General features: G+C 70.4%; 16 protein-coding genes and 2 pseudogenes. 11 read left to right on the top strand and 7 right to left on the bottom strand.

Annotated elements, in window-relative coordinates; genetic code table 11:
• The first annotated feature begins 16 nt into the window (after window positions 1–16).
• Window positions 17–1,261, top strand: coding sequence for a cytochrome P450 (locus ACN28I_RS05220; RefSeq protein ID WP_420941034.1), 1,245 nt, complete (start codon window positions 17–19; stop codon window positions 1,259–1,261).
• Between the two features lie 30 nt (window positions 1,262–1,291).
• On the opposite strand, the gene ACN28I_RS05215 is transcribed toward ACN28I_RS05220, so the two are convergent.
• Complete coding sequence (locus tag ACN28I_RS05215) at window positions 1,292–3,025, bottom strand: ATP-binding protein (RefSeq protein ID WP_420941033.1); 1,734 nt, start codon at window positions 3,023–3,025, stop codon at window positions 1,292–1,294.
• 186 nt (window positions 3,026–3,211) lie between these two features.
• On the opposite strand from ACN28I_RS05215, the pseudogene ACN28I_RS05210 reads away from it, so the two are divergent.
• The 6 genes and pseudogenes from ACN28I_RS05210 to ACN28I_RS05185 form a co-directional block, all read left to right on the top strand.
• Window positions 3,212–3,472 (top strand): annotated as a pseudogene (locus ACN28I_RS05210) (PAS domain S-box protein); the annotation flags it as partial.
• A 10-nt stretch (window positions 3,473–3,482) separates the two neighbouring features.
• On the top strand, window positions 3,483–4,898 hold the full coding sequence (locus ACN28I_RS05205) for an ATP-binding protein (RefSeq protein WP_420941032.1): 1,416 nt from the start codon (window positions 3,483–3,485) through the stop codon (window positions 4,896–4,898).
• Window positions 4,899–5,053: 155 nt separating this feature from the next.
• Window positions 5,054–6,676 carry a hypothetical protein gene (locus tag ACN28I_RS05200; RefSeq protein ID WP_420941031.1) on the top strand — a complete coding sequence of 541 codons (1,623 nt, stop codon included), beginning with the start codon at window positions 5,054–5,056 and terminating at the stop codon, window positions 6,674–6,676.
• Window positions 6,636–7,379, top strand: coding sequence for a hypothetical protein (locus ACN28I_RS05195; RefSeq protein WP_420941030.1), 744 nt, complete (start codon window positions 6,636–6,638; stop codon window positions 7,377–7,379). The genes ACN28I_RS05200 and ACN28I_RS05195 overlap by 41 nt, the downstream gene beginning before the upstream one ends.
• A gap of 408 nt (window positions 7,380–7,787) precedes the next feature.
• Complete coding sequence (locus ACN28I_RS05190; RefSeq protein ID WP_420941029.1) at window positions 7,788–8,477, top strand: Kelch repeat-containing protein; 690 nt, start codon at window positions 7,788–7,790, stop codon at window positions 8,475–8,477.
• An 8-nt stretch (window positions 8,478–8,485) separates the two neighbouring features.
• Complete coding sequence (locus ACN28I_RS05185) at window positions 8,486–11,197, top strand: kelch repeat-containing protein (RefSeq protein WP_420941028.1); 2,712 nt, start codon at window positions 8,486–8,488, stop codon at window positions 11,195–11,197.
• Window positions 11,198–11,294: 97 nt separating this feature from the next.
• Here ACN28I_RS05185 and ACN28I_RS05180 read toward each other — a convergent pair whose 3' ends face one another.
• Window positions 11,295–12,980: a trehalase family glycosidase gene (locus tag ACN28I_RS05180; RefSeq protein ID WP_420941027.1), complete on the bottom strand. Its 1,686-nt coding sequence runs from the start codon at window positions 12,978–12,980 to the stop codon at window positions 11,295–11,297.
• Between the two features lie 544 nt (window positions 12,981–13,524).
• Here ACN28I_RS05180 and ACN28I_RS05175 point away from each other — a divergent pair.
• From ACN28I_RS05175 to ACN28I_RS05165, 3 genes are all read left to right on the top strand, one after another.
• Window positions 13,525–14,724, top strand: coding sequence for a hypothetical protein (locus ACN28I_RS05175; protein ID WP_420948569.1), 1,200 nt, complete (start codon window positions 13,525–13,527; stop codon window positions 14,722–14,724).
• Window positions 14,725–14,976: 252 nt separating this feature from the next.
• The gene (locus ACN28I_RS05170; RefSeq protein ID WP_420941026.1) at window positions 14,977–15,567 is read left to right on the top strand and encodes a hypothetical protein; all 591 of its coding nucleotides are present in this window, start codon (window positions 14,977–14,979) and stop codon (window positions 15,565–15,567) included.
• A gap of 42 nt (window positions 15,568–15,609) precedes the next feature.
• Window positions 15,610–16,842 carry a cytochrome P450 gene (locus ACN28I_RS05165; protein ID WP_420941025.1) on the top strand — a complete coding sequence of 411 codons (1,233 nt, stop codon included), beginning with the start codon at window positions 15,610–15,612 and terminating at the stop codon, window positions 16,840–16,842.
• A gap of 17 nt (window positions 16,843–16,859) precedes the next feature.
• Here the strand turns inward: ACN28I_RS05165 and ACN28I_RS05160 are convergent, their stop codons facing one another.
• From ACN28I_RS05160 to ACN28I_RS05150, 3 genes are read right to left on the bottom strand one after another with little or no spacing between them, the layout of a single operon-like run.
• Window positions 16,860–17,519, bottom strand: a complete 660-nt coding sequence (locus ACN28I_RS05160; protein WP_420941024.1) for a response regulator — start codon at window positions 17,517–17,519, stop codon at window positions 16,860–16,862.
• Window positions 17,520–17,523: 4 nt separating this feature from the next.
• Entirely contained in the window at window positions 17,524–19,809 is a 2,286-nt protein-coding gene (locus ACN28I_RS05155) for a serine/threonine protein kinase (protein ID WP_420941023.1), read from the bottom strand.
• Complete coding sequence (locus ACN28I_RS05150; protein ID WP_420941022.1) at window positions 19,806–20,114, bottom strand: hypothetical protein; 309 nt, start codon at window positions 20,112–20,114, stop codon at window positions 19,806–19,808. Before ACN28I_RS05150 ends, ACN28I_RS05155 begins: the two co-directional genes overlap by 4 nt.
• 88 nt (window positions 20,115–20,202) lie before the next feature.
• On the opposite strand from ACN28I_RS05150, the pseudogene ACN28I_RS05145 reads away from it, so the two are divergent.
• A pseudogene (locus ACN28I_RS05145) lies at window positions 20,203–21,919 on the top strand (HAD-IG family 5'-nucleotidase).
• Between the two features lie 216 nt (window positions 21,920–22,135).
• Here ACN28I_RS05145 and ACN28I_RS05140 read toward each other — a convergent pair.
• Window positions 22,136–22,957 carry a hypothetical protein gene (locus ACN28I_RS05140; RefSeq protein ID WP_420941021.1) on the bottom strand — a complete coding sequence of 274 codons (822 nt, stop codon included), beginning with the start codon at window positions 22,955–22,957 and terminating at the stop codon, window positions 22,136–22,138.
• A gap of 67 nt (window positions 22,958–23,024) precedes the next feature.
• A complete protein-coding gene (locus ACN28I_RS05135; protein WP_420941020.1) occupies window positions 23,025–23,813 on the bottom strand; it encodes a class I SAM-dependent methyltransferase in 789 nt (262 codons plus the stop codon).
• Between the last annotated feature and the right edge of the window lie 5 nt (window positions 23,814–23,818).

Below are 23,818 nucleotides of genomic sequence, written 5' to 3'. Positions count from 1 at the left end.
CCTGTCTGGAACTCCGATGAAACCGCTCGCGCCTCAGCTCACGCCCCAGGTCACCCTCGATCCCTATCCCTTCTATGCCTCACTGCGAGAAGCCGGCCCGGTCCCGTTCGTCGAGTCCCTGATGCGGGGCTGCTACGTCCTCACCCGGCACGAGGACATCACGTCCGTCCTCAAGAATCCGGCCCTGTTCTCCTCGAAGCTGATGGCGCCCGGCGCGATGATGCCCAAGGAGCTCGGCGAGGACGTGCTCCGTTACTTCCAGGCCGAGAACAATCTCCTCACCTCGGCTCCGCCCCTGCACACGCGCCTGCGCACCCTGGTGAGCCGCGCCTTCTCGCCCCGCCGCGTGGCCGGGCTCGAGCCGCGCATCCGGGAGCTCTCCGGCGAGCTGATCGACGCCATGCTCGCCCGCGAGGAGTTCGATCTGATTCCGGAGCTGGCCGCGCCGCTGCCCGTCATCGTCATCGCCGAGATGCTCGGCGTCGAGCCCGAGCGCCGCCTGGACTTCAAGCGCTGGTCGGACGACGTCCTGCGCGCCACCGCCATGCAGGGCACGCACGAGGAGCTGATGCGGCTGAGGGAGAGCATCCTGGCGTTCCACGCGTACCTGGAGGCCGCCGTCGAGCGGCGCCGCCGCGAGCCGCGCCAGGATCTCATCAGCGCCCTCATCGAGGCGAGCGAGGCCGAGGGCGGTTTCCTCTCCACCCTGGACATCATCGCCTTCACCCGGTTGCTGCTCGTGGCCGGCAACGAGACGACCACCAACCTGATCGGCAACGGCCTGGTGGCCCTGCTGCGCAACCCCTCCGAGTGGGAGCGGCTGGCGGCGGATCCCTCGCTCATGCCCAATGCCGTCGAGGAGATGCTGCGTTACGACAGTCCGGCGCAGGCCCTCATCCGGGTGGTCCTGGAGGACACGGAGATCGCCGGCCAACCCGTGCCCAAGGGCTCGCGGGTGCTGCTGCTGCTGGGGGCCTCCAACCGGGAGCCGCGCAGGTTCCCCGAGCCGGACAGGTTCGACGTCACGCGGGAGGCCCAGGGGCACGTCTCCTTCGGCCACGGCATCCACTTCTGCCTGGGCGCTCCGCTGGCGCGGCTGGAGGCGAAGGTGGTGTTCGAGGAGCTCTTCCGCCGGGTGCGCCGCGTCTCGTTCGCCCCGGGCCAGGAGGAGACCATCCCCTGGAACCAGGCCTTCCTCATCCGCGGCCTCAAGAGCCTCCGGTTGAAGGCCGAGCGGCACCAGCCCGCCCAGGCCGCCTGAGCGCACCTGGGAGCCGCACGGAGCGCTCCGCTACGGCGTGGTGCTCCGGGGCTCGCCCATCGGGAGGAAGACCTGGAACGTGGTTCCCTTCCCCGGCTCGCTCTGGACGGCGATGCGCCCGCCCAGCTCGGTGATGATGCCGTGGCAGATGGACAGGCCCAGCCCCGTGCCCACCCCCACCGGCTTCGTGGTGAAGAAGGCATTGAACAGCTTGCCCAGGTTCTCCTCGGGAATCCCCACCCCCGTGTCCCTCACCGCCACCACCACCTGCTCCTCCTCGTACCGGGTGGAGACGTGGATCTCGTTCCCCTGGATGTTCCCGTAGGGAATCGCCTGGGCTGCGTTGATGAGCAGGTTGAGGAAGAGCTGCCCCAGCCGCGACTCGTTCGCGTACACGGGCGGCACTCCGCCGTAGTCCTTCACCAGCCGAGCGCGGTGGCGGATCTCGCTCCACGCCATGTTCCCGCACAGGTCCAGCACCGCCTGGAGGTCCACCGGCCCGCCCCGCTCGTCACTCGTGCGCGAGAAGGTCTTCAGATCCTTCACGATGTCCACCACGCGCTGGCTGCCGGACAGCGCCTCCTTCAGCGCGTCCCGGATCTCCTGCCCCCGCGCCCCCACGAGCCCCTCGCCGGAGCCCGTAAGCGAGGACAGCTCGTCGTCCACGAAGCGCAGGTTGCTCAGCATGTACGACAGGGGATTGTTGATCTCATGGGCCACGCCGGCCGCGAGCGTCCCCAGTGAGGCCATGCGCTCGGAGGCCCGCAGCTTCTCCTGCACCTGCCGCCGCTCGGTGATGTCGCGGGCGATGGACACCGTGGCCGGCTGCCCGTCGAAGAGCAGCGGGATCGTCACCACCTCGGCCAGGACCTGCCGGCCCTCGCGGTGTTGGAAGAGCACCTCGTGGGGAGCGCTGACACTGGAGGGCTCGGTGAGCCCGGCCTCGTTTCCGGGCTGGACGAACTCCGTGATGGGCCGGCCCCGCAGCAAGGCGCCGCACCCATGGCCCAGCAGGCCCGCGGCGGAGGAGTTGGCGAAGAGCACCTGGCCCTCCCGGTGGATGAAGAGCGCATCCGGGCTGCGCTCGATGAGCGTGCGGAAGCTCTCCGCCGAGCGACGCTGCGCCTCCTCGGCCTGGCGCCGCCGCCGCTCGCTGCGCACGCCCTGGAGGATGGCGCAACACGTGGCCAGCAACGGCTGCAGGAAGTCGATGACCCCCTCGTCATAGCCCCCGGGACGGTTGGCGATCCCCACCATGCCCACCATCTCCGTCGCCGAGTGGAAGGGCAGACCCAGGAAGCCGCGCAGCGGCGGGTGGCCCTCGGGCAGCCCTCCCCGCCGGGAGTCCACGGCCGGAGCGTTGGACACCACCGGCTCCCCGCTCGTCATCACCGCCCCGAAGAGCGACTGGAGGTTCCTGAACTCCATGCCCTTGGGCGCCTCGCGGGCGAAGAACTCCCGCAGCTCCGGCGTCCAGGCGATGTTCGTGATGGCGTGGGTGCGCAGGAAGGGCTGGCCCTCGGGCGTGCGCAACACCTCGCCGATGAAGCCGTACTCGCTGCCCGTCAGCTTCAACAGCACCGACAGCAGCTTGTCGAAGAGCCGCGGCACCTCCCGGCCCTGGATGAACTCCGTCTGCACCTCCGTGAGGGCCTGCAACAGCAGGTGGCTGGCACGCAACTCGCTCGCCGGGTCCCCCCTTCCGGCCCCACCGGGGCAATTGGGCCGCTCCATCCGTCCGCTCACCTGCTTCGGAATTCTCAACTTCTCTGAATTCGATAACGCGGGCCGCACGTTGGCAATATCCCCCTGACCTTCATTGGCGGCTTTGGGACACTCTGGATCATCCATTCCATCTGGCGCCGAGGCCGATACTCCGGGCTCAATGGGGTGCACGGTGGGTCCCGGGAGCCTGGATGGCTTCACCCGGGCCGCGCTTCCCGTCCTAGAATGAGGGCCCCGTTGAGCCCCCTCATGGACAGCACACCCCCGTCCCCCCTCCCCGTCCAGACTCCCGAGATGCCCGAGCGAAGCCAGGCGTCCGAGCAGCTCTCGGAGTTCCTGCGCCACTTCCAGGCCACCTTCGAGCAGGCGGCCGTGGGCCTCGCCCACGTGGGAACGAACGGCCGGTGGCTGCGCGTCAACTCGCGGCTGTGCGGCATCCTCGGCTACACGTACCAGGAGCTGATGGAGCTGACGTTCCAGGACATCACCCACCCGGATGACCTGGCCGCGGATCTCGAGCAGGTCCAGCAGGTGCTCGCCGGCGAGCTTCTCCACCTACTCGATGGAGAAGCGCTACTTCCACAAGTCCGGGGAGACGCTCTGGGTCAACCTCACCGTGTCCCTGGTGCGCAAGCCGGATGGCGCGCCCGACTACTTCATCTCCGTCATCGAGGACATCACCCGGCGGCACCGCGCCGAGCTGGAGCGGGATGCCCTGCTCGCGCGCGAGCACCAGGCCCGCACGGAGGCGGAGGAGCTGGTGCGCCGCCGCTCCGCCGAGCTGGACACGACACGCGGCGCGCTCATCCAGGCCGAGCGGCTGGCCACGGCGGGCCAGCTCGCGGCGGGCGTGGGGCATGAGATCAACAACCCCCTGTCCTACGTGCTGGCCAACGTGACGTTCGCGCTGGAGGAGCTCGCGGAGCGGGAGCAGGACGAGGCGCTGACAGAGGTGATGGACGCGCTGCAGCACGCCCGGAAGGGCGCCGAGCGCATCCGCGGCATCGTGAGGGATCTGCGCACGTTCGCCAGCAGCAAGTTCGACGCGCTGGGGACGGTGGACGTCCGGGAGGCGCTGGAGTTCGCCGTGGCCATGGCGGAGCACCAGCTTCGCCTGAGGGCCCGGCTCCTGCGGAGCTACGCGCCGGTGCCCGCGGTGGTGGGCAACGAGTCGCGCCTGGGACAGGTCTTCCTCAACCTGCTGCTCAACGCCACGCAGGCCCTCCCCGAGGGGGATGTGTCGGGCAACCAGGTGACGCTCACCCTCCGGCCCCACGAGGAGACGTGGGTGGCCATCGAGGTGCGCGACACGGGGTGTGGAATTCCCGCCGAGAACCTCCCGCGCCTCTTCGAGCCGTTCTTCACCACCAAGCCCATTGGCGAGGGGACGGGGCTGGGCCTCTCGGTGTGCCATGGGATCGTCACGGGCATGGGAGGCCAGCTCCAGGTGGAGAGCGCGCCGGGCCGGGGGAGCACGTTCCGCGTCCTGCTGCCGGTGGCGGGGACGGCGGCCCAGCAGGACTCCGCGGACGAGCGCCTCCGGCGGTCCGGGCAGCCGGAGATCCGCCGCGTGCTGGTGATCGACGACGAGCCCGAGGTCATCGAGGCGCTCGCCCGGACCATCGGCCCGCCGCACACCATCGAGCGGGCCCCCAGCGGCACACGCGCGCTGGAGCTGCTGGCGGAGGACACGGGCTATGACGTCATCTTCTGCGATCTGATGATGCCGGAGATCACCGGCATGGATCTCTACGAGGTGGTGGCGGCGAAGTACCCGGAGCTGGTCGAGCGCCTGGTCTTCATGACGGCGGGCTGTTTCACGCCGCGTGCTGTCGCGTTCGTGGATCGCCATGCCCCCCGGTGCATCGAGAAGCCGTTCAGCCCGGAGACCGTGCGCACCTGCCTGCGATAGTCCATTGCCGAAGGGGCGGCGTTGGTCTTGAGTGCGCGGACCCATGGTTGGCCTGCTCCTCCTGACCGTTGCCCTCACCACCGCCACCGGGCAGCTCCCGGTGCCCGCCTCGCCGGAGGACCTCCTGGGCGAGACGGTGGAGCTTCCGGGGGGACGTGCGCGTCGAGACCGAACCGGGCAAGGTGCTCATCGCCCGGAAGAACGCGGTGCTGCGCACGGGGACGTCGGTGATCCGCGCCGATGAGATCACCTACGATCACACCACCCGGATGGCGGAAGCCCGGGGGAACGTGCGGCTGGTGATGGGGGGCCTGGTGGGCTTCGCCGAGCACGTCACCGTGGATCTCCGCCAACGCAGCCTGACCGCCGAGAACGCCAGCGGAGGAGGCGCCGCCTTCGTCCAGAAGGAGAACGTGACGCCGGAGGAGCTCGGCGCCCTGGAGACCACCGAGCAGCTCGCGAAGGCCGGCAGGAATACCTTCTCCTTCACCACGAAGGGCTTCCGCTTCCAGGAGGATGGTGCGTACGTGCTGGAGGAGTCGTCCTTCACGCCCTGCGACTGCGACGTGCTCAAGCCGAGCTGGCGCATCTCCACCCGGGGCGCGGAGCTGAAGCCCGGAGAGAGCGCCACCCTCACCGTGCCCGCGGTCCACGTGTACGGCGTCCCCGTCCTCCTGCTGCCCTGGCTCTACCTCCCCCTGGCGGAGCGCGCGAGCGGCCTGCTCATGCCCGAGATCACCGGCTCGGGCCTGAGCGGTTTCCAGTTGGACCAACCGCTCTTCCTCACGCTCGGGCGGAGCTACGATCTCACGCTCGCCCCGGGGTACGCGTTCGGCAACGATCCGGCGGATCCCACCCTGGGCTCGCTCGGCGTGAAGGGCCCACGCCTCTCCACCGAGTTCCGGTACGCGCCTGCCGCCACGATCGACGGGAGGATGTGGCTTCAGCTCATCTATGACTTGAAGCCCGAGCGGGATCCGATCGACCCGAACGTGCTCGCGCCCGGCGCGCAGCGGCGGGGACCGCGGAGCTGGGGCCTGTGGGAGCACCGGCAGAATCTCGGGAACGGCTTCTTCGGGCGAGCGGACGTGAAGCTCTACTCGGACGGCTTCCTCTTCGCGGACACCACGAACAACTCCGGGTTCGCGCGCTCGTACTATTACGTCCCCTCGACGGCCACGGTGTACCACCGGGGCCAGGACGACTACGCGGGGCTCGCCCTCGCCTACCGTCAGGACATCCGTTGGGGCTACCCCCTGTTCGGCGACGCACCGCGCCCGCCCGTCTTCCAGGAGCTGCCCACGCTGCGCTACGCCCTGCCCACGGTGCCCCTGTTCGGCCCGGTCACCGGCGGTGTGGAGCTGGAGCTTCTCCCGGCTGTCACCGCTGGGAGGGCTGCTGGGGGACGAGGGCACGGATGGGGTCTACTGGCCCGCGCTGCCGGATGCGGATGGCACCCAGGGCAACGGCCGCCTGGATCCGGGCGAGCGCCAGGCCCGCACCCGCCTGGACGTGATGCCGCGCGTGAATGCCACCTTCGATCTGGGCGGCGTGCTGCGGCTCACCCCCTACCTGGCGGTGCGCGAGAGCATCTACCTGCAGGAGGCGGAGCGGACGACGAGCCACCGCGCCTACGGGATGGTGGGCGCGTACCTGGACACGGAGCTGTCGAGGGTGTTCGGCGAGGGAGCCACCGCGATCCGTCACAGCATCAGGCCCTCGGCGGAGCTGCGCGCGGTGCCGCGCGTCTTCGGCCAGCGCGCCCCCCAGGTCTATGACGAGGTGGATGCCGCCGTGCCCGAGGACGGGTTCTTCCAGGGCCAGGTGGCGCTGCGCCAGAAGGTGCTCCGGCGCGTGGGCACCACCGGCACGGCCGAGCTGGGACGGCTGGACGTGGTGCAGGGCGTGGACTTCCTCGAGCGGCGGCTGGGAGAGACGTCCGGACGCATCCGGGCGGTGATGGGCCCGGTGACGGCGGAGGCCCGGGGCCGGTTGGATCTCTTCACCCCCGAGGTGGACGAGCGGCTGACCCAGCTCTCGGCGAACATTGGCTGGAACATCATTCCGAACAGGCTGGGCGTGAGCGCCGGGTATGAGCGGGCCCTCGCGAGCTCGGAGCGGGTACGCCGGCCCATCGACATGCTGCTGCCCCCTCCCCTCGGGCCCCAGGTTCCGAGCCCGGGAGCGGGACTGGCCTGCTCGAACCCGGATGCACTCGTCAACACGCCGGTCGACCGCGTGCTGGCGGGCGCCTCGGCCAGCTTCCCCTTCGGCTTGAACGTGGGCTACGGCGCCGAGGTGCAACGGAAGGATCCGGCGCGCTGTGATGTGCCCGAGCTGTTCGCCCAGACGCTGAGCGTCTCCTTCAGTCCCTCGTGCGACTGCTGGCGGCTCAACTCCTGGGCGCGGGTGGGACCCGGGACGAACCTCGACTGGGGCCTGAGCGTGACGGTGCTGAACCTGGGCACCTTCGGGCGCTGAGCCCGGGAGCGGGCGCCGGGAAATCCCCCCTGTCCGTCAGCCCACAGTTTTTCCGCATCATCTCCCGCCTCATCGGCTCATTCACTCTGGGGGGCCTGCTCGGCCCCAGGAAATTGAACCCGGAACGAGCCGAGCAACTGCCCCCCGTGATCAGCTACCAACGGGAGAAACATGAACAACCTCAAGCAGCTACCCAGGCCGGGGAGTCAAGCTGCGCGGGAAGGCCCTGGCGCCACCATGCGTCTGGCTTTCTCCGCGCTCCTTGGACTCGTCTGCCTCTCCAGCCTCGGCTGCGGCAATTCCACCTCCGAGCACCCGCGCGAAACAGCCACCCCGTGGAGGACCCGCTCGGACCTCTCCACCCCGGTGGCTTCCACCCCTGAAGAGCAATGGAGTCCAACAGGAAGCATGGCCCTTGGCCGGCTCCTGCACACCGCCACGCTCCTGGCGGATGGCCGAGTCCTCGCCACGGGCGGCTACAACCACTCCGCGGAGCTTTACGACCCCGTCACCGGCACCTGGAGCCGCACCGCCGACGCCCTCCACACGCACCGCGCGGCCACGGCCACCCCGCTGCCCGACGGCCGCGTGCTCATCGCCGGCCTTGGCGGGTCCGAGCTGTATGACTCCGCGAGCGCGACCTGGGCGCCGACCGGCCACCTGGGGACGCCGCGCCTCTACCATACGGCCACCCCGCTGCCCGACGGCCGCGTCCTGGTGACGGGTGGCGCGGACAGCGAGTACGGGGGAACCGTGCTCTCCACCGCCGAGCTTTACGACCCGGCCACCGGCACCTGGACTCCGGCCACGCCCATGGCCTCGGCCCGCCGCGACCACACCGCCACCCCGCTGGGCAACGGCAAGGTGTTGGTGACGGGCGGCACCCATGCCAGCGGCCTGCTTCAGCACTCCGCCGAGGTGTATGACGCGGCCACTGGCACCTGGAGCCCCGTGGGCAACATGGCCGTCGCTCGCGCCTTCCACTCGGCCACCCCGCTCCTGGACGGCCGGGTGCTCGTCGTGGGCGGTGGCGAGTCCGAACAGGCCGGCAACACCTTCGCGGAGCTTTCAACCCCGCCGCGGGCACCTGGACGATGACCGCCGGCATGGCCCTGCCGCGCCGCTACCACTCCGCCACCCTGCTGCCCTCGGGCCAGGTGCTCGTGGCCGGCGGCTTCCATGAGTCCACCGGCATCCTCACCTCGTCCGAGGTGTACGAGCCCGCCCTCGGCTCCTGGCGCGCCGCGGGTCCCCTGGCCACGGGCCGTTACTTCCACACCGCCACCCGCCTGCCGGATGGCCGTGTCCTCGCCGCCGGCGGCGTCAGCCATGGCGATCAGGCCTCCGCCGAGGTGTACACCCCCGAGGGCTCCGACGAGCCGCCTACCGAGCCGGCGGGCACCAGCCTGCTGCTCCAGGTCGTCGACGCCTCGGGCACGCCCATCCCGGGGGCCGCCGTCTCCTCCCAGGGAGCGGTCTTCTCCCTCGACAGCTCCGGCCATCGCCTCTTCGAGAACCTCCCGCCCGGCCGCTTCTTCGCCCGCGTGGACGCGCTCGGCTTCACCTCCGGCACGGCCGTGGTGGAGTTGCAGGCGGGGGCTCACGTGGGTGCACAGGTGAAGCTGCTCCCCCTGGCCGCCCCCATCCCCTTCCAGGCCGAGCATGGCGGCATCATCCAGACGGAGCAGGTTCGCGTCTCCATTCCTCCTGACGCCGTCGTCGATGCCATGGGTCAGCCCGTCACCGGCACCGTCCAGGTCACCATCGCTCCGCTGGATCCAACGAGCCAGCTGGACGCCATGCCCGGCCCCCTGGAGGGCACCGCCGCCGCGGATGGAGAGAGCGTGCCGTTGGAGAGCTTCTTCATGGCCGAGGTGAGCCTGTCGAGCAACGGTGCACAGGTGCAGCTGGCTCCGGGCAAGTCGGCCACCCTGGAGTTCGTCCTTCCGGCGGCCCTGGCCACCCAGTTCCAGGCCGGGGACAGCGTGCCCGCATGGTGGTTCGATCTGGATGCGGGCCACTGGCGCGAGGAGGGGAACGGCATCATCCAGCCCTCCTCCTCCCAGCCAGGAAAGCTGGCCTGGGTCGTCGAGGTGAAGCACTTCACCTGGTGGAACTGCGATGCGCCCTGGACGAACAAGAGCTGTGTCAACGTCCTCGTCGTGGACGGGTACGGTGCACCCGTCAAGGGCGCCGCGGTGAACGCCAAGGGTGTCAGCTACATGGGGGTCAGCCGGCCCGCATACACCGGCGTGAACGGCCGGGCCTGCGTCGAAATCAAGCGTGGCAGCACGGCCAATGTCTTCGCCGGACTGCCCGGCCATGCCGTCACGGACCTGGTGACGGTGACGGGGACGACAGCGGCGGCCATCTGTGGGAGCGGCCCCTGCACCGAGGTCCAGCTCGTCCTGGAAGACCTCATCTGCACTCCGGGCGCCTACGCGCAATGCCCGTACTCGGGGCCCGCGGGGACCCAGGGCGAGGGGCGGTGCCAGGCCGGCCGCCGGCGATGCAACGTCATCGGGACGGAGTGGAGCAGCTGCCAGGGAGAGGTGCTGCCCGCGGCCGAGAGCTGCCAGACCCCCTTCGATGATGACTGCGATGGCGAGGTGAATGAGGACTGCATCTGCTCCGACAAGCAGGGCGAACCCTGCTATGGCGGCCCCAGCGGGACGCGGGGAGTCGGCGTCTGCCAGGGGGGCACCATCGGGTGCGATCTGTTCGGCAACGTCATCTGCAAGGGGCAACAACTCCCCGCGCCGGAGGCTTGCTGGACGGCTACGGATGAAGACTGCAATGGCGTGAGCGAAGCATGCGAGACCGGGCCAACGGGTTGGGCCTCGACGGGCTCCATGGCCGGGCCTCGCTACTTGCACGCGGCGACGCCGCTGCCCAACGGCAAGGTGCTCGTTTCGGGGGGAGTCGGCCCTGGCGGCAGCTACCTCGCGACGGAGGAGGTGTACGACCCGGCCGCGGGCACCTGGAGCGCTACCGGCTCCATGGCCTCGCCTCGCTACCAACACACGGCGACGCTGCTGCCCAACGGCAAGGTGCTCGTCTCGGGGGGATCCGACCGTAACGGCTACCTCACGACGGCGGAGGTGTACGACCCGGCCACGGGCACCTGGAGCGCTACCGGCTCCATGGCCTCGCCTCGCTACCAGCACACGGCGGTGCTGCTGCCCAACGGCAAGGTGCTCGTCTCGGGGGGACTCAACGTCACGACGGCGGAGGTGTACGACCCGGCCACGGGCACCTGGAGAGCTACCGGCTCCATGACCTCGCGTCGCGACAGGCACGCGGCGACGCTGCTGCCCAACGGCAAGGTGCTCATCTCGGGGGGAGCCGACCGTAACGGCTACCTCACGACGGCGGAGGTGTACGACCCGGCCACGGGCACCTGGAGAGCTACCGGCTCCATGGCCTCGCCTCGCCTCGAACACACGGCGACGCTGCTGCCCAACGGCAAGGTGCTCGTCTCGGCGGGATTCAACAGCAGCAGTTCCCTCGCGACGGCGGAGGTGTACGACCCGGCCACGGGCACCTGGAGCACGACCCGCGCCCTGGCCTCGCCTCGCACCAGGCACACGGCGACGCTGCTGCCCAACGGCAAGGTGCTCGTCTCGGGGGGAGCAGGCAATAGCGGCGCTGTCGCGGCGGAGATGTACGACCCGGCCACGGGCACCTGGAGCGCTGCCGGCGCCCTGGCCTCGCCTCGCTCCTGGCACACGGCGACGCTGCTGCCCAACGGCAAGGTGCTCGTCTCGGCGGGATATAACAGCGGCGCTCTCGCGACGGCGGAGGTGTACAAGCCCTGAGTCCCGTGAGTCATTCAAGGCCATGACAGGCAAGCGGCGGGGCCCGGCGCACGAGCCCCGCCGCTCCATTCAACCGGGCAGTGGCTGCCCGCCGTGCTCACGCGACGGACTGTGAGGCCCGCTTCTTCCGGGAGCGGCCCCGGCCGCCCTGATCGCGCGGACCCAGCACCCGGTCGGCGGGAATGCCCGCGTCGAGCGCCTCGCGCAGCCCGGGAGACAAGCCGTCCATCAACAGCACCACCGAGGCGTTCGTCCAGGCGAAGCCCAGCGTCCGCTCGGACCGGGGGGCCAGCGGCAGTCCGCGATCCGCGCCCTGATTGCCGTACTCGACGGCCACCTCGGCCGACCGCCCCACCACGTCGTACTTCTCCTTGATGAGGCCGTTGTGGCTCCCCGCGATGTCCAACACCATGGACAGCCAGCGGTAGGCCACCGCATCGGCCTCGGCGTGGAAGCCGTAGCGGCGCAGACCCTCCACCGCGATGATCTGGTGCGGCGCCCAGCCGAAGGGCCAGTCCCACTGCAAGTCCTCTCCGCCCACGGCCTCGCGCGAGGCGCGGCTGCTGGAGGTCAGGCCTCCGTCGTGCAGGAAGCGCGGGAGCGCGGCGGCCACGATGGCGGCCTCCTCGCGGGACGCCCAGCCCGTCCACAGCGGATAGAAGGTGGCCAGGCACTCGTAACGGGAGCGGCGTCCGGCCACGAAGTCATGGTCGAAGAACAGCCCCTGCTCGGCGTCCCAGAAGCGCGTGCGCATGGTGCGCGCCCGGGCCCTCGCCGCCCTCGCGTACCGGGCCGCCTTCAGCGAGTCCTCCCCTTCCACCTGGCGGAGGATCCCCGCCAGGTCCATCTCGTACTGGAACAGCAGCGAGTTGAGGCACACCGGCTCGTGGTGGTGCGTGGCCGTGCCGAAGCGATGGCACATGTCCCAGCCGCTCTCGCGGATGGCCCGGTCATGGCGGTGGAACCCGGCGTTGTCCGGCCGCGAATCGGCGTAGAACTTGGACAGGTCCTCGGCGTCGGGACCCTCGGCGTCGTCCTTGTAGCGGGAGAGCCCGCCCGGGGTGGCGCGAGCGCCCGTGCGGAAGACGGTCTCCAGCTCCTGCTCGGCCATCCGGGCCACGCGCTTGAGCAGGCGCCGATCCTCGCGCACCGCGTGCAGCTCCAGCGCCAGCCGGGGCATCAGCGGCGGCTGGGTGCGAGACAGGTGGTAGCTGAGGTTCGAGTTGGGGATCTTCCCGTAGTGCTCGATCTCGTAGAGCTGGTTCTCGAGCAGATCCCTCGCGAGCCCGTAGTGGCCGGAGGCCAGGGCGCCGCGGGCATTGAAGTAGCTGTCCCAGCCGAACATCTGCACGAAGCGGCCGCCGGGAACGATGTACGGGCGCGGGAGGTAGAGCATGCCGGGCTGGCGCATGAGCGCCTCCCAGTCTCCGGCATCGCGGGGCTTCTGGAGCGGCACCATCTCCAGGCCACCCGAGCGCCGGGCCTCGGCGCGCAGCTTCTTCAGGGCCTTGCGATCGCGCGCGGGGACGTACACGCGCTGCTTGCCCTCCGGGTCCTTCACCGGCATCACCCGCAGGGCCTTCTTCAGGTCCTCGGCGCGATCCGAGCGGCGGACGAGCCCCTTCCAGCCGTCGTCGATCAACCGGCGCAGCGTCTGGGTGCGCGGCTCCAGCATCCGCTCCACGGGGAGTCCGGGCTCCTCGCCGCGCCCCGCGAGAATCTCCTCGGCGAGCACATCCGCGGCGTGCGAGAGCCGCTCCGCTCCGGCCAGCTCCAGGCGCATGCCCGGAGCGAAGCTCCAGGTCCACCGCGAAACGCAGGCCTCCCTCGCGGGCACGTCCGGCATCACGGTCCGTGAGGCGGCCGTCACCATCGAGATCCAACGCCATCAGCGTCTCGAAGGCGCGGCGCGCGGTGGACGTGGTGGCGGACAGGACCGGCGTGGCCGGCGGCTCCACGGCGAGCTCGCGGGCAAGCCGCTGCGAGAGCCGGTTCTGGAGGGAGAGGGAGGAACGGGAGAGGCGCGACGGCGTGCGGATGGGCACTCTTTCGACCTTCGGAGAGGAAGCTGCGCTCAAGGTACACGAGTCCGTCCCGGCGCCAACATGCACTGTGTGAAGCCCGCCCGCTTCTCCGCCGGACTGACGTCTGATCTATTTTGAGTTCAAACGTCCCCACGCATACACAGCCGGGGAAAGGGCTCCACGGAGGGGTGTGGAGCACCGCGCGCGCTGATAACCCTGCACCCCGCTCCACCCGACCCCCCACAACCTTGGAGAATCATCGTGGACTCACTTCCGCTGTTCCTGCTCCTGGCCGCCGTGGCGATGCCCCCCGCCGCCCGCGCCGACGAAGCCCCCACCCCGCTCGAGGACAACCAACGCATCACCGAGGGCTACATCCAGATCGCCTATGAGCTGGGTGGCCTGCTGGATCCGGCGCTCCAGCCCGGTGGGAGCAGCACCGTGCGGCCCAACTGGTTCGTCTTCGCACCGCACGCCTCCCGCACGGGCGGCGAGGGCATGCTCGGCGCGGCCCTGGCGCGGCGGGTGATCGACACGGCGCGGGGCCAGCCCTCCCTCTCGGTGCTCCACGCGCTCGACCGGGTGGGCCTCATCGGCACCGTGCGGATCACCGTGGAGAACCTCGCCCTGGAGCTCGTCCTCCGGGGGCTGCCCACCGACGCGGCCGCCTCGCTGGCCTCGCTCACCACGGCCATGAACGGCGAGGCGCTGGCCGATCCGCGCACCTTCGCCACCACCGCCTCGCGCTTCGCCTCGCTCTACTGGAGCGCGCCGGCCGTCCTCCCGCTCGACAAGGCGGAGTCGGTGGTCCTCACCCTGGAGCGCACGCTGCACGAGGGTAACCTCGCCATCTTCTCGGACATCGGCGGCTCGGCGATCCTCTACCTGGACTGGCGCCGCGGCCTCACCGGCGACGTCACGCCCGCGCGCGTGCTGTCGGAGTTCTCGCTCCAGGACGCCGTGCCGCAGGAGTCCCAGCTCGCCTACCAGTACGCGCTGGCCCACGTGAACGACACGCCCCGGCCCTACCAGTTCGCCAGCATCTTCCCGGGCATGCACTGGAAGAGCCTGCTGGTGGCGGCCTTCGCGCTCTACGAGGAGGCCCGCCTGGCGCCGACTCCGGCCGCGCGCGACGCGCTCATCGCCATGGGCAACAACTACGTGGCCTGGCGCGAGCAGCATGACATGGCGCAGCCCGTCTTCACCCCGGCCGTGTCCCACCCGGACGAGGTCTCCCGCGCCGCGCTGCTGCAGGCCCTCACCCCCATGCTCACCACGGACTTCGGCACCCTCAAGTGGAACTACTCCGACTACGCGTACAGCCAGCCGGACCGGGACGGCAGCATCCTCACCTCGCCACCCACCGAGTACAACTGGGCCACCTTCTGGGATCGCTGGACGGGCATCCTCCACGCCTTCGACCAGGCCTACGGCGCGCCCTCGGCGCTCTGGGTGATGCCCGAGCCGCTCGTGGATCCCACCGCGGAGCCGTCCGGCACCTGAGCCCCCTGTCCAACCCGCCCGGAGGCCGGCCGAGCAGGCTGGACCTCCCGGGTGGGAGACTCACCGAGTCCTCGACCGGACACGCCTGCCCGGGTGGGGTGTCCAGGAGACCCGCACTGGTGGCAAACTGGAGCAGGCCCTCATCTCTGCTACCGTTCACTTCATGCTGGCGTCTCCGCCCCCCGCTTCCGGCTGCTGCTCCCCGCCCTCGTCTGCGCCCTGGTGATCCACGGCGCCTACGGTGCCAGCCGGATGGGGCCCGCCGCGCTCACCGCCTTCGTGCTGCTGGTGCTCGCCATCGCGGCGGTGCGTTGGCGCCATGGCGCCTCGGTGGCCTTCCCGGCCGGTGGCGAGCGCAGGCGCGGCGAGCGCAGGCGCGGAGCCATGCCGGAGCACGCGCTGGCGAGGCTCGCGCACGAGGACGAGCCGTCGCGGCAGTATCCGGTGCAGCGCGGAGCGGTCACCGCCCTCCCCTCGCAGCGCACCTTCTGGTCGCGGGTGAAGATCTGGTTCAGCAGCGTGTGCCTGCTGGTGTGCGGGCTGTGGTGGATGGTGCTCACCGCCCTGCTCTTCATGCCGGATCCGTCGCCCGCGCTCGATGGCCTCTTCACCAACTCCAGCCTGACGCTCATCACCGTGTCCGTGCTGCTGACGGTGCTCTTCGGGGTCATCCTCCGCTCGGGCCTGCGCGGGCCGTCGGATCCGCTCGCGCCCAAGGACTGGAGCCACAAGGACCGCCTGCGCGATCAGCCCTACGTGCCGCACTCCGCCGACGGCTACGGAGGCCCCTCGTCTCCCCGCGGCAGGAAGCGCCACCTGCGCCTGGTGCGCAACGCTCCCTGACAGCCTCGACAGTCCAGGGAGCGGCCACTACTCTGCCGCGCCATGACTGGCTCCACTGTTACCGATCGCAACCTGCTCAGCCCCCAGAACCTGAGGAATCCCTACCCGCTCTACAAGGAGCTGCGGGAGAGCGATCCGGTTCACTTCGTGGAGCCGATGCAGTCCTGGTTCATCACCCGCCATGACGACGTGCTGGCGGGCTACCGGGATTCGCGCCTGAGCGCCGCCCGGGCGCAGCTCTTCGAGTACCAGCTCCAGGGGCTCGACCCGAGCATCGCCCAGGAGTTCATGCAGACCATCCGCCATCAGATGTTCATGAAGGATGGTCCGGAGCACGTCCGGCTGCGCCGGCAGACGCTCACCGGCTTCTCCAACCAGAAGCTGGACGACATGCGCTCCACCGTCCACCGCATCATGCGCGAGCTGCTGGACGAGGTGTATCCCCGGGGCCACATGGATCTGCTCAAGGACATCGCCTTCCCGATGCCCGCGCTCGCCCTCGCCGAGATGATCAACGTCCCGCTCGGGGATCGCGCCCGCTTCCGGCGCTGGTCCGAGCACCTGGCCGCGTTCAGCGCGCCCGCGGTGGGCTCCAACCCGGTGGAGCTGGCCACCCACGCCAACCAGGCCATGGTGGAGATGAAGCAGATGCTGCTGCCCGTCATCGAGGAGCGCCGCCGCTCTCCCGGTACGGACTCGCTCAGCCTGATGCTCCAGGCGGAGGCCGAGGGCCGGATGACGCCCGAGGAGCTGGTGGCCAACATCTGCCTCATCATGTTCGCCGGGCACACCACCACGACGGACCAGCTCTGCAACGGCGTCTACGCGCTGCTCACCCACCCCGAGCAGCTCCAGAAGCTGAAGGCGGACATGGGGCTGATGAAGTCGGCGGTGGAGGAGATGCTGCGCTACGACACGGCGGTGCCCTCCATCACCCGCGTGGCCGCCGAGGACTTCGAGTGGCACGGGAAGCAGATCCGCAAGGGCCAGCTCGTCTTCCTGGTGATGGCCTCGGCCAACCGGGATCCCTCCGCCTTCCCGGATCCGGATCGCTTCGACATCACCCGGGACAGCACGAAGCAGAAGAACGTCTCGTTCGGCTTCGGGGCGCACCACTGCATGGGGGCCGGCCTGTCCCGCCGCGAGCTGGAGATCGGCGTGACGATGCTGCTGGAGCGCATGCCCGGGCTGCGCCTGGACGAGACGCGTCCGCTGGTGCCCAAGTGCCACAGCGTGACCTTCCGCGGCTTCGACTCACTGCCCCTGCGCTGGTGAGCGGCCCGGTGCGGGGCTCACAAGTCCACGAGCCCCGCGCGCAGGGCCAGCACCACCGCCTCCACGTGCGTGTTGACGCCCATCTTCCGGTAGATGTGTGAGAGGTGCGTGCGCACGGTGCGCCGCTCCAGCGTCATCACCCGCCCCACCTCGGCGTTGGACAGGCCCTTGGCCACGTAGCGCAGCACGTCGAACTCGGCCGGCGTGAGGCTCCAGGGGTTCTGCTTCTCCGCCTCGGGCGGCTTCGCCTGGATCGACTGGAAATAGTTCCAGAAGCGCCGCGCGATGAGGGGCTCGAGTACCGTGCCCCCTTCCATCACCTCGCGGATGCCCGAGCGGATCTTCTCCGGCCCCACCCGCTTCACCAGGTAGCCCGAGGCCCCCGCTTGAATGGCCTCGTACACCTTCTGCTCGTCCTCGAAGGACGTGAGGATGAGCACCTCCACCTCGGGCGCACGGCGCTTCACCCGCCGCGTCACCTCGATGCCGTTGAAGCCCGGCAGCTCCAGGTCCAACAGCACGAGCTGCGGCAGCACCCGCACCACCTCCTCCACCGCCTGCTCCCCGTCCTGGGCGCTCCCCACCACCTCCAGCTCGGGGAAGGTGCCCAGCACCTTGAGGAGGTTGCGCAGCAGGTTCGGCTGATCCTCGACGACGAAGACGCGGGTCCGGTCCATGGCCTCAGCGGTACGGGGAGGGCTTGAAGATCTGCTCCAGCTTCTTGTGCTCGCCACGCTCCAGGCGCAGCTCGAACAGCTCGCGCTGGCGCGGGACGCCAATCGTCTCGATGATGATCTCCCGGTTGCCGGGCTTCACCGGGTAGCGCACCAGGGGCAGGTTGCGCTTCACCCGCACGCCGTCGATGTAGACGCGCGACAACTGGTTGGCGCTGATGGACAGGTAGGCGACCCCGGTCCTGGGCGTCACCTCGGCCTCGCCGGAGGGGGAGACGATCACCGGATCCGCCGGCGCGGTGTGCCTCGGGGATTCGGGCTCGGGAGGCGGCGCATCCGGCATCTGGAGGTACTGCTCCACGGCGCCGCTGACGGCGGACACCTTGGGGTCCGTGTCGAGCTGGGGACGCTGCAAGAACTTCCACACCCCGAGCGCGAAGCACACCACGCCCACCAGCGCGATGGCTCCGGCCACGACCATCATCCGGCGCCGGCGCCGCAGATCCTCCAGGAGGTTGCGCTCCTCGGTGAACATGCGGCGCTGGGCCACCGCCGCCTTGACCTCGGGCGACGTGGGCGGGGGCATGGGGATGTACGAGCGATCCGGCTCGGCCGCCGGTGCCTGGGCCTGCTCGGACACATGGCCCCGCACCAGCGACGGAGGCAGGCGCGCCCGCGTCTGCGTGCCCTCGGACATGGGCGGCCGCATGCGCACCCCCGTCGGCTCGATCTTCGCGGTGTCCACCAGGTCATCCGGGTCCACCAGGGCCTTGGCCTTGACCCGGGTGGGCTCCGGCCTGGGCTCGGGCTCCGGTTCCGGCTTGGGCTCGGAGCGGGAGTAGTCCTCCACCACCCGCAGGCGGGGATTCTTGCCGATGCGCGTGACTTCGCGGGGCGCGGACCCACCCGGCAGCACGGGGGACCTGCGCGGCTTGGGCGGGGCCGCCCCGGGAGGTGCCACCCACGTCTGCTCGTCGTCGCCCGGCGGGTAGGACTCGACCTGGGTGACCTGGGTCCCCTCCTTCGGCCCGACGCGGGTGACCTGGGTCCCCTCCTTCGGCTTGACCCGGGTGGTGACCTGGGTGCCGCCCTTCTTCCCGAAGTGGGTGACCTCGGCGCCCTCGTCCTTCGGCCCGACGTAGGTGGACTCGAGCACCTCCCGAGGGGGCTCGGCGCCGAAGACGTGGGTGGAGTCCAGCAGGCCCCTGTCCATCATGGGCCCCGGCGTCACGGTGGGCTCGGGCTGGTACTCCTCGAAAGCGGGCGGGGCCTCCATGGTGTCGGCCTCGCTGAGGGCCGGGCTGAACGAGGGCCGCACCACCACGGACTTCTCCAGCGCGTCCGCGCCCACCTCGGCCAGCGACACGCCGGAGATGGGCGTGAGCATGAAACGCTCGGAGAACGGCACCGGGCCGAGCGAGGCCACCATCTCGTTGGGGAAGAGCTCGGCCACGAAGCGGCGCGCGTCCTCGGCCCCGGGCAGCCCGCCATTGGTGGACAGGAAGTTGCGCAGCGAGGCGGCGAACTCGGCGCAGGAGCGGTAGCGCCGCGTGGGCGTGGCCTCCAGCGCGCGCAGGATGATCGGATCCATCCGCGCGTGGAGGCGGCGATCCAGGCGGCTGGGCGGAGGCAGACCGGCGCGGCGGGTGCTGACGCCCCCATCGGGGATGACGGCCTCGCGCAGGGTGAGCAGCTCGTAGGCGATGGCGCCGATGGAGTAGATATCCGAGAGCACGTCCGCGGGCTCGCCGCGGCCCACCTCGGGGGCGCGGTAGGCGCTGCGGCCCCGGCCGGCGAAGGCGCGCTTGAGCTCGGGCACGGCCAGCAGCGCCTGGAGTGCCCCGAAGTCACACACCGAGGGCAGCCCGGCGCGCGACAGCAGCACGTTGCCCGGGGTGATGGAGCCGTGGACGACGCCCGCCTCGTGGGCACGCTCCACGGACTCGAGCAGTTGGATGATGAGCCAGAGCGCGGTGTTCGGCGGGAGGAGGACCTCCTTGGTGTTGAGCCGGTACAGCGCGGTGCCCAGCGAGTGGCCCTCCACGGCCTCGCGCACCACGGCGAGCCGCTGCTTGACGAACCCCATGTCGAGCACGGGGACGATGCCCTCGGGGTTGAGGGGATTGAGGACGCTGTAGACCCCGGCCAGCACGGTGGCGTAGCGCGGGTCGGACGTCTTCGGGAGGAAGAGCTTGATGACGACCTTGGAGCCACCCGGCTCCTGGACGGCCTCGTACAGCTCGGCGAGATCTCCGGCCTCGATGCGGCCGGTCAACCGGTAGGCGGTGCTCATCCCTTCCTCTTCCGGGACCGGACGGCGTCGAACTGGAATCCGCACCAGACGCACGCCGTGCCCTTGCGCCCCGCGGGCAGCTCCAGGGTACAGCCGGGGCAGCGCGGACGGGGCCGGTTGCCCGTCCGGGGAGCGGCCAGCTTCTGACGCACCGGGCCCGGGACGCGTGCGCGTCCCGCCACGGCGGCGCCGCGCACCCGGACCTCGAGCTGGCGGACACGGTCCTCCAGGGCCTCGATACGGGCGGCGAGCCGCGCGTGGAGCTCGGCGTCGGACGGGGGGGAACGTCGGGCGGGCGATCTCATTGCGGACTCGCCAGCGTGCCACGCCCGCTTGCAACCCCGCAAGGTGGACAACCCGTGTGAATGGTGCCGCCGCGGGGGGGCGCGTGTTATGACTTGCTGTCCTGTGTCACAGAAACTCTCTCCGACCGGACCCATCCCGGGGAGCCCGACGACCTCGGACCCCCTCCACGGCAGCTTCCGCTCCTCGCTCAACCGGGCCAACGCCGAGGAAGCCGAGCGCCGCGCCCAGAGCCTCTTCGCCGACGCCGAGCTCGCCCGCCTGCTGAGCGTGCCCCGGGCGCCCACCACCCGCCTGGTGCCCCGGGCCCGGGACATCTTCGTCAACCGCAACCTGCGCATGGCCGGGGTCGAGCTGCATCGGCTTCGACATGGACTACACGCTGGCCATCTACCACATGCGCCGGCTGGAGCAGCTCGCCTATGACATGACGCTCGCCAAGCTCGTCAGCGAGCGCGGCTACCCCTCCGTCATCGGCCAGCTCCAGTACGACCACCACTTCGTGATGCGCGGGCTGGCGGTGGACAAGGAGAACGGCAACCTGCTGAAGATGGACCGCTTCGGCTACGTGGGGCGGGCCTGGCACGGGCTGCGGCCGTTGGACCGCGAGGTGTGGAAGAAGCTGTACCGCAACCAGCGGGTGAAGCTGAAGAACCCCCAGTTCGCGTGGATCGACACGCTCTTCGCCCTGCCCGAGGCGTGGCTCTTCGCCGGCATCATCGAGCTGCTGGAGTCGCTGGGCCAGCGGGTGGACTACGGCAAGCTGTACGACGACATCCGGGATGCCATCGACACGGTGCACCGGGACAACTCGCTCAAGCGCGAGGTGCGCAAGGAGCTGGGGCGCTACATCTTCCAGGATCCCGAGCTGGGTCCGGCGCTGCACAAGCTGCGCTCGGGAGGCAAGAAGCTGTTCCTGCTGACGAACTCGGCGTGGGACTACACGGACGCGGTGATGCGCTACCTGCTGGACGGACAGGTGGCGGAGTACCCGAGCTGGCGCAACTACTTCGACTACATCGTGACGCTGGCGGCCAAGCCGGCGTTCTTCTCCGAGCAGCGGCCCTTCCTGGAGCTGGAGACGGCGGGCCCCGGCGAGGAGGCGCGCGTGGTGGGCGAGGCCACCCACCTGGAGCGCGGCAAGGTGTACCAGGGCGGCAACCTGCTGCAGCTCGAGCAGCAGACGGGCTACGCGGGCGAGTGCGTGCTGTACGTGGGCGATCACATCTACGGCGACATCCTCAAGTCGAAGAAGACGTCGCTGTGGCGCACGTGCATGGTGGTGCAGGAGATCGAGGATGAGATCACCTACACGGACGGCCAGCGCGAGCGCATCCAGCGGCTGTCCGAGGTGGAGCTGGCGCGGGAGCGGCTGGACGACGAGGTGGCGCACCGCAAGGGCCAGCTCAACGTGCTGGACCGGAAGCTGGAGCGCGGGGCGCGGGAGGACGGAGCGCCGGAGCCGCTGGAGGAGGAGCGGCGCAAGGTGAAGGCGGAGCTGGACAAGCTGCGCTGGGCGCTGCGCGAGGCGACGGAGATCGCCGACACGCTGGAGTGCGAGGTGGAGGAAGGCTTCAACCCGTACTGGGGCCTGCTCTTCAAGGAGGGCCACGAGAACAGCCGGTTCGGCGAGCAGGTGGAGCGCTACGCGTGCCTCTACACGAGCCGGGTGTCGAACTTCCTGCACGACTCGCCGATGCAGTACTACCGCTCGCCGCGGGAGTTGATGCCGCACGAGCAGGCCGGCTCGTGGTCGGCGAAGCTGTCGGTGGTGGGCAGCGAGGGCCCGCCCAAGGGCGCGGAGTGAGCCTCCGCACCCGGCTCACGGGCCGCCCACTGGTGGATAGACGGTGAGAATCGGCCCGTCCGGGTGTTGAAAGAGGGTGCGCCCGGGGGCCCCACCGATTATCCATGGGGCGCCGCCAGGGTTTTCCCCCTCTCCCTGGAGGGCTCCTGCCCCGGGTTCGGAGAACGACTTCTCCGCTCCTGGGGCAAGGTTTTTCGGGGCCCTATGGCCGGGGGCTCAATCGCAGCCGCCACCGATGGGGGGCGTGATCGTGAGCAGCCCGGTCTCGTTGACCTTGATCGTGGTGCCCTCCACGAGGCCCGAGACGCCCCGCGCCGTGGCGGTGAAGGTCATCTCCGGGCCCGTGCCCGCCACCTCGACGCGGTAGATGAAGCGGCAACCGCCCACCCACGCGCTGTCCGGGACGGCCGCACGCGTGCCATCCGTGCACCCCATGGGCCGGAAGCCGACCTCCGCGAGGTTCTCCGAGTACCGGTCCTTCTCCTGCATGAAGGTCCGCTGCGTGATGAAGAGCGCCCAGAGGTTCCGCTTGCCCTCGCGCTGCTGGGCGGAGCACGCGAAGAACTCGGCCGGCAGGCACTCGTCCCCGCCCACGTAGCGGCGCACCCCACCCCGCTCCAACCAGAAGACGACCTGATCGAACATGGGCGTGCTGACTTGCAGCGTGACACCCGCGGCCGGAGTGCCCGCCGCGCCCTGTGCGACGGCCGTGAAGGCCGGCTGGCCCGCCGGAGGATTCGTCACGGCCGTCACTCGGTAGGCGAAGTGGCAGCCCGCCACCCAACCCGGTCCCGGCACGGGCGCGCGCGTGCCGTCCGCGCACGCCGGGGGCACGAAGCCCAACTCCGCCAGGTTCAGCGTGTACCGATCCCTCTCGTACATGAAGGACAGTTGCGCCTCGTGCAGCGCCCGCATCTCGCGGATGCCCTCGCAGTCGACGCTGCCACAGTCGACCGGCGTGCCCTCCGCCATCGCCGGCAGCGCCCACGAGGCGCACAGCCCTCCCACCACGGACAACCACCGCATCGTGTTCCGCATGGTGTGAACCCCCTCTCCTTGGTGCACCCGAGCGTAGCTGGAGCCGTGGCGGCCGCGCTGTAAGGGCTTACCCGGACGAGGCGGCTGGAATGCGGCCCCAGATCATGGACGTGTACCGGGAGCCGGGCTCGGCCTCGAGCCCCAGCTTCTTCAAGTCGTCCGAGTACTTCGAGCCCTTCACCACCACCCACCGCCGGGCCACGCGCCGGGCCTCCTCCAGCGTCTCCGGCGTGAGGGGGGCGTGCTCGGCGAAACGGCGGAGCATCTCGAAGGCCGGCTGGGACTTCTTGGGCTTCTCGAACATCGGATCGAAGAGGACCACGTCGAACGAGCCCGAGGGCAGCGTGCGCAGGTACGCGTGCGAGTCGGCGTGCACCGGCTCCACCCGGCTCGACCGGGGGCCGTAGTCGTAGGCCGCGAGGCCCTCGGACACGACGGCGTAGAGCGCGAGGCTCTTCTCCAGCCCCACCACCCTCCCCGAGGGCCCCACCACCAGCGCGGCCACCAGCGCGTCCTGTCCGAGCCCCAGCGTGCAGTCGAGGAGGTGATCTCCCGCGCGCAGCTCGGCCACGCGGACGAGGGCGTCATCCCCCCCCACCTGCCCCGAGAGGATCCGCAGCCGGCGCAGGTGCGCCATGCCCGGGTTGAAGCCGAAGGAGCCCTCGCGATCCCAGAGCGTGACGCCCTCGCGCTCGAAGACGATGAAGGCGTCCGCCGAGGACTCCAGCATCGGGCCGATGGGCTGCTTCGGGCGCCTGGGGAGGAACGGCAGGCTCCAGGCCCGTGCGGCCTCCCGGGCCCGCTTCACGAGGGACGCGTCCGGCTTGCCGCTCGTGGTGACCGCCAGGGGGACCACCTGTT

The organism is Archangium gephyra, assembly GCF_049060025.1.
In the GTDB taxonomy this organism is placed as follows: Bacteria; Myxococcota; Myxococcia; order Myxococcales; family Myxococcaceae; genus Archangium; species Archangium gephyra_A.
The sequence above is the reverse complement of the archived record's forward strand: the minus strand, read 5'-3'. Positions and strand labels throughout refer to the sequence as shown.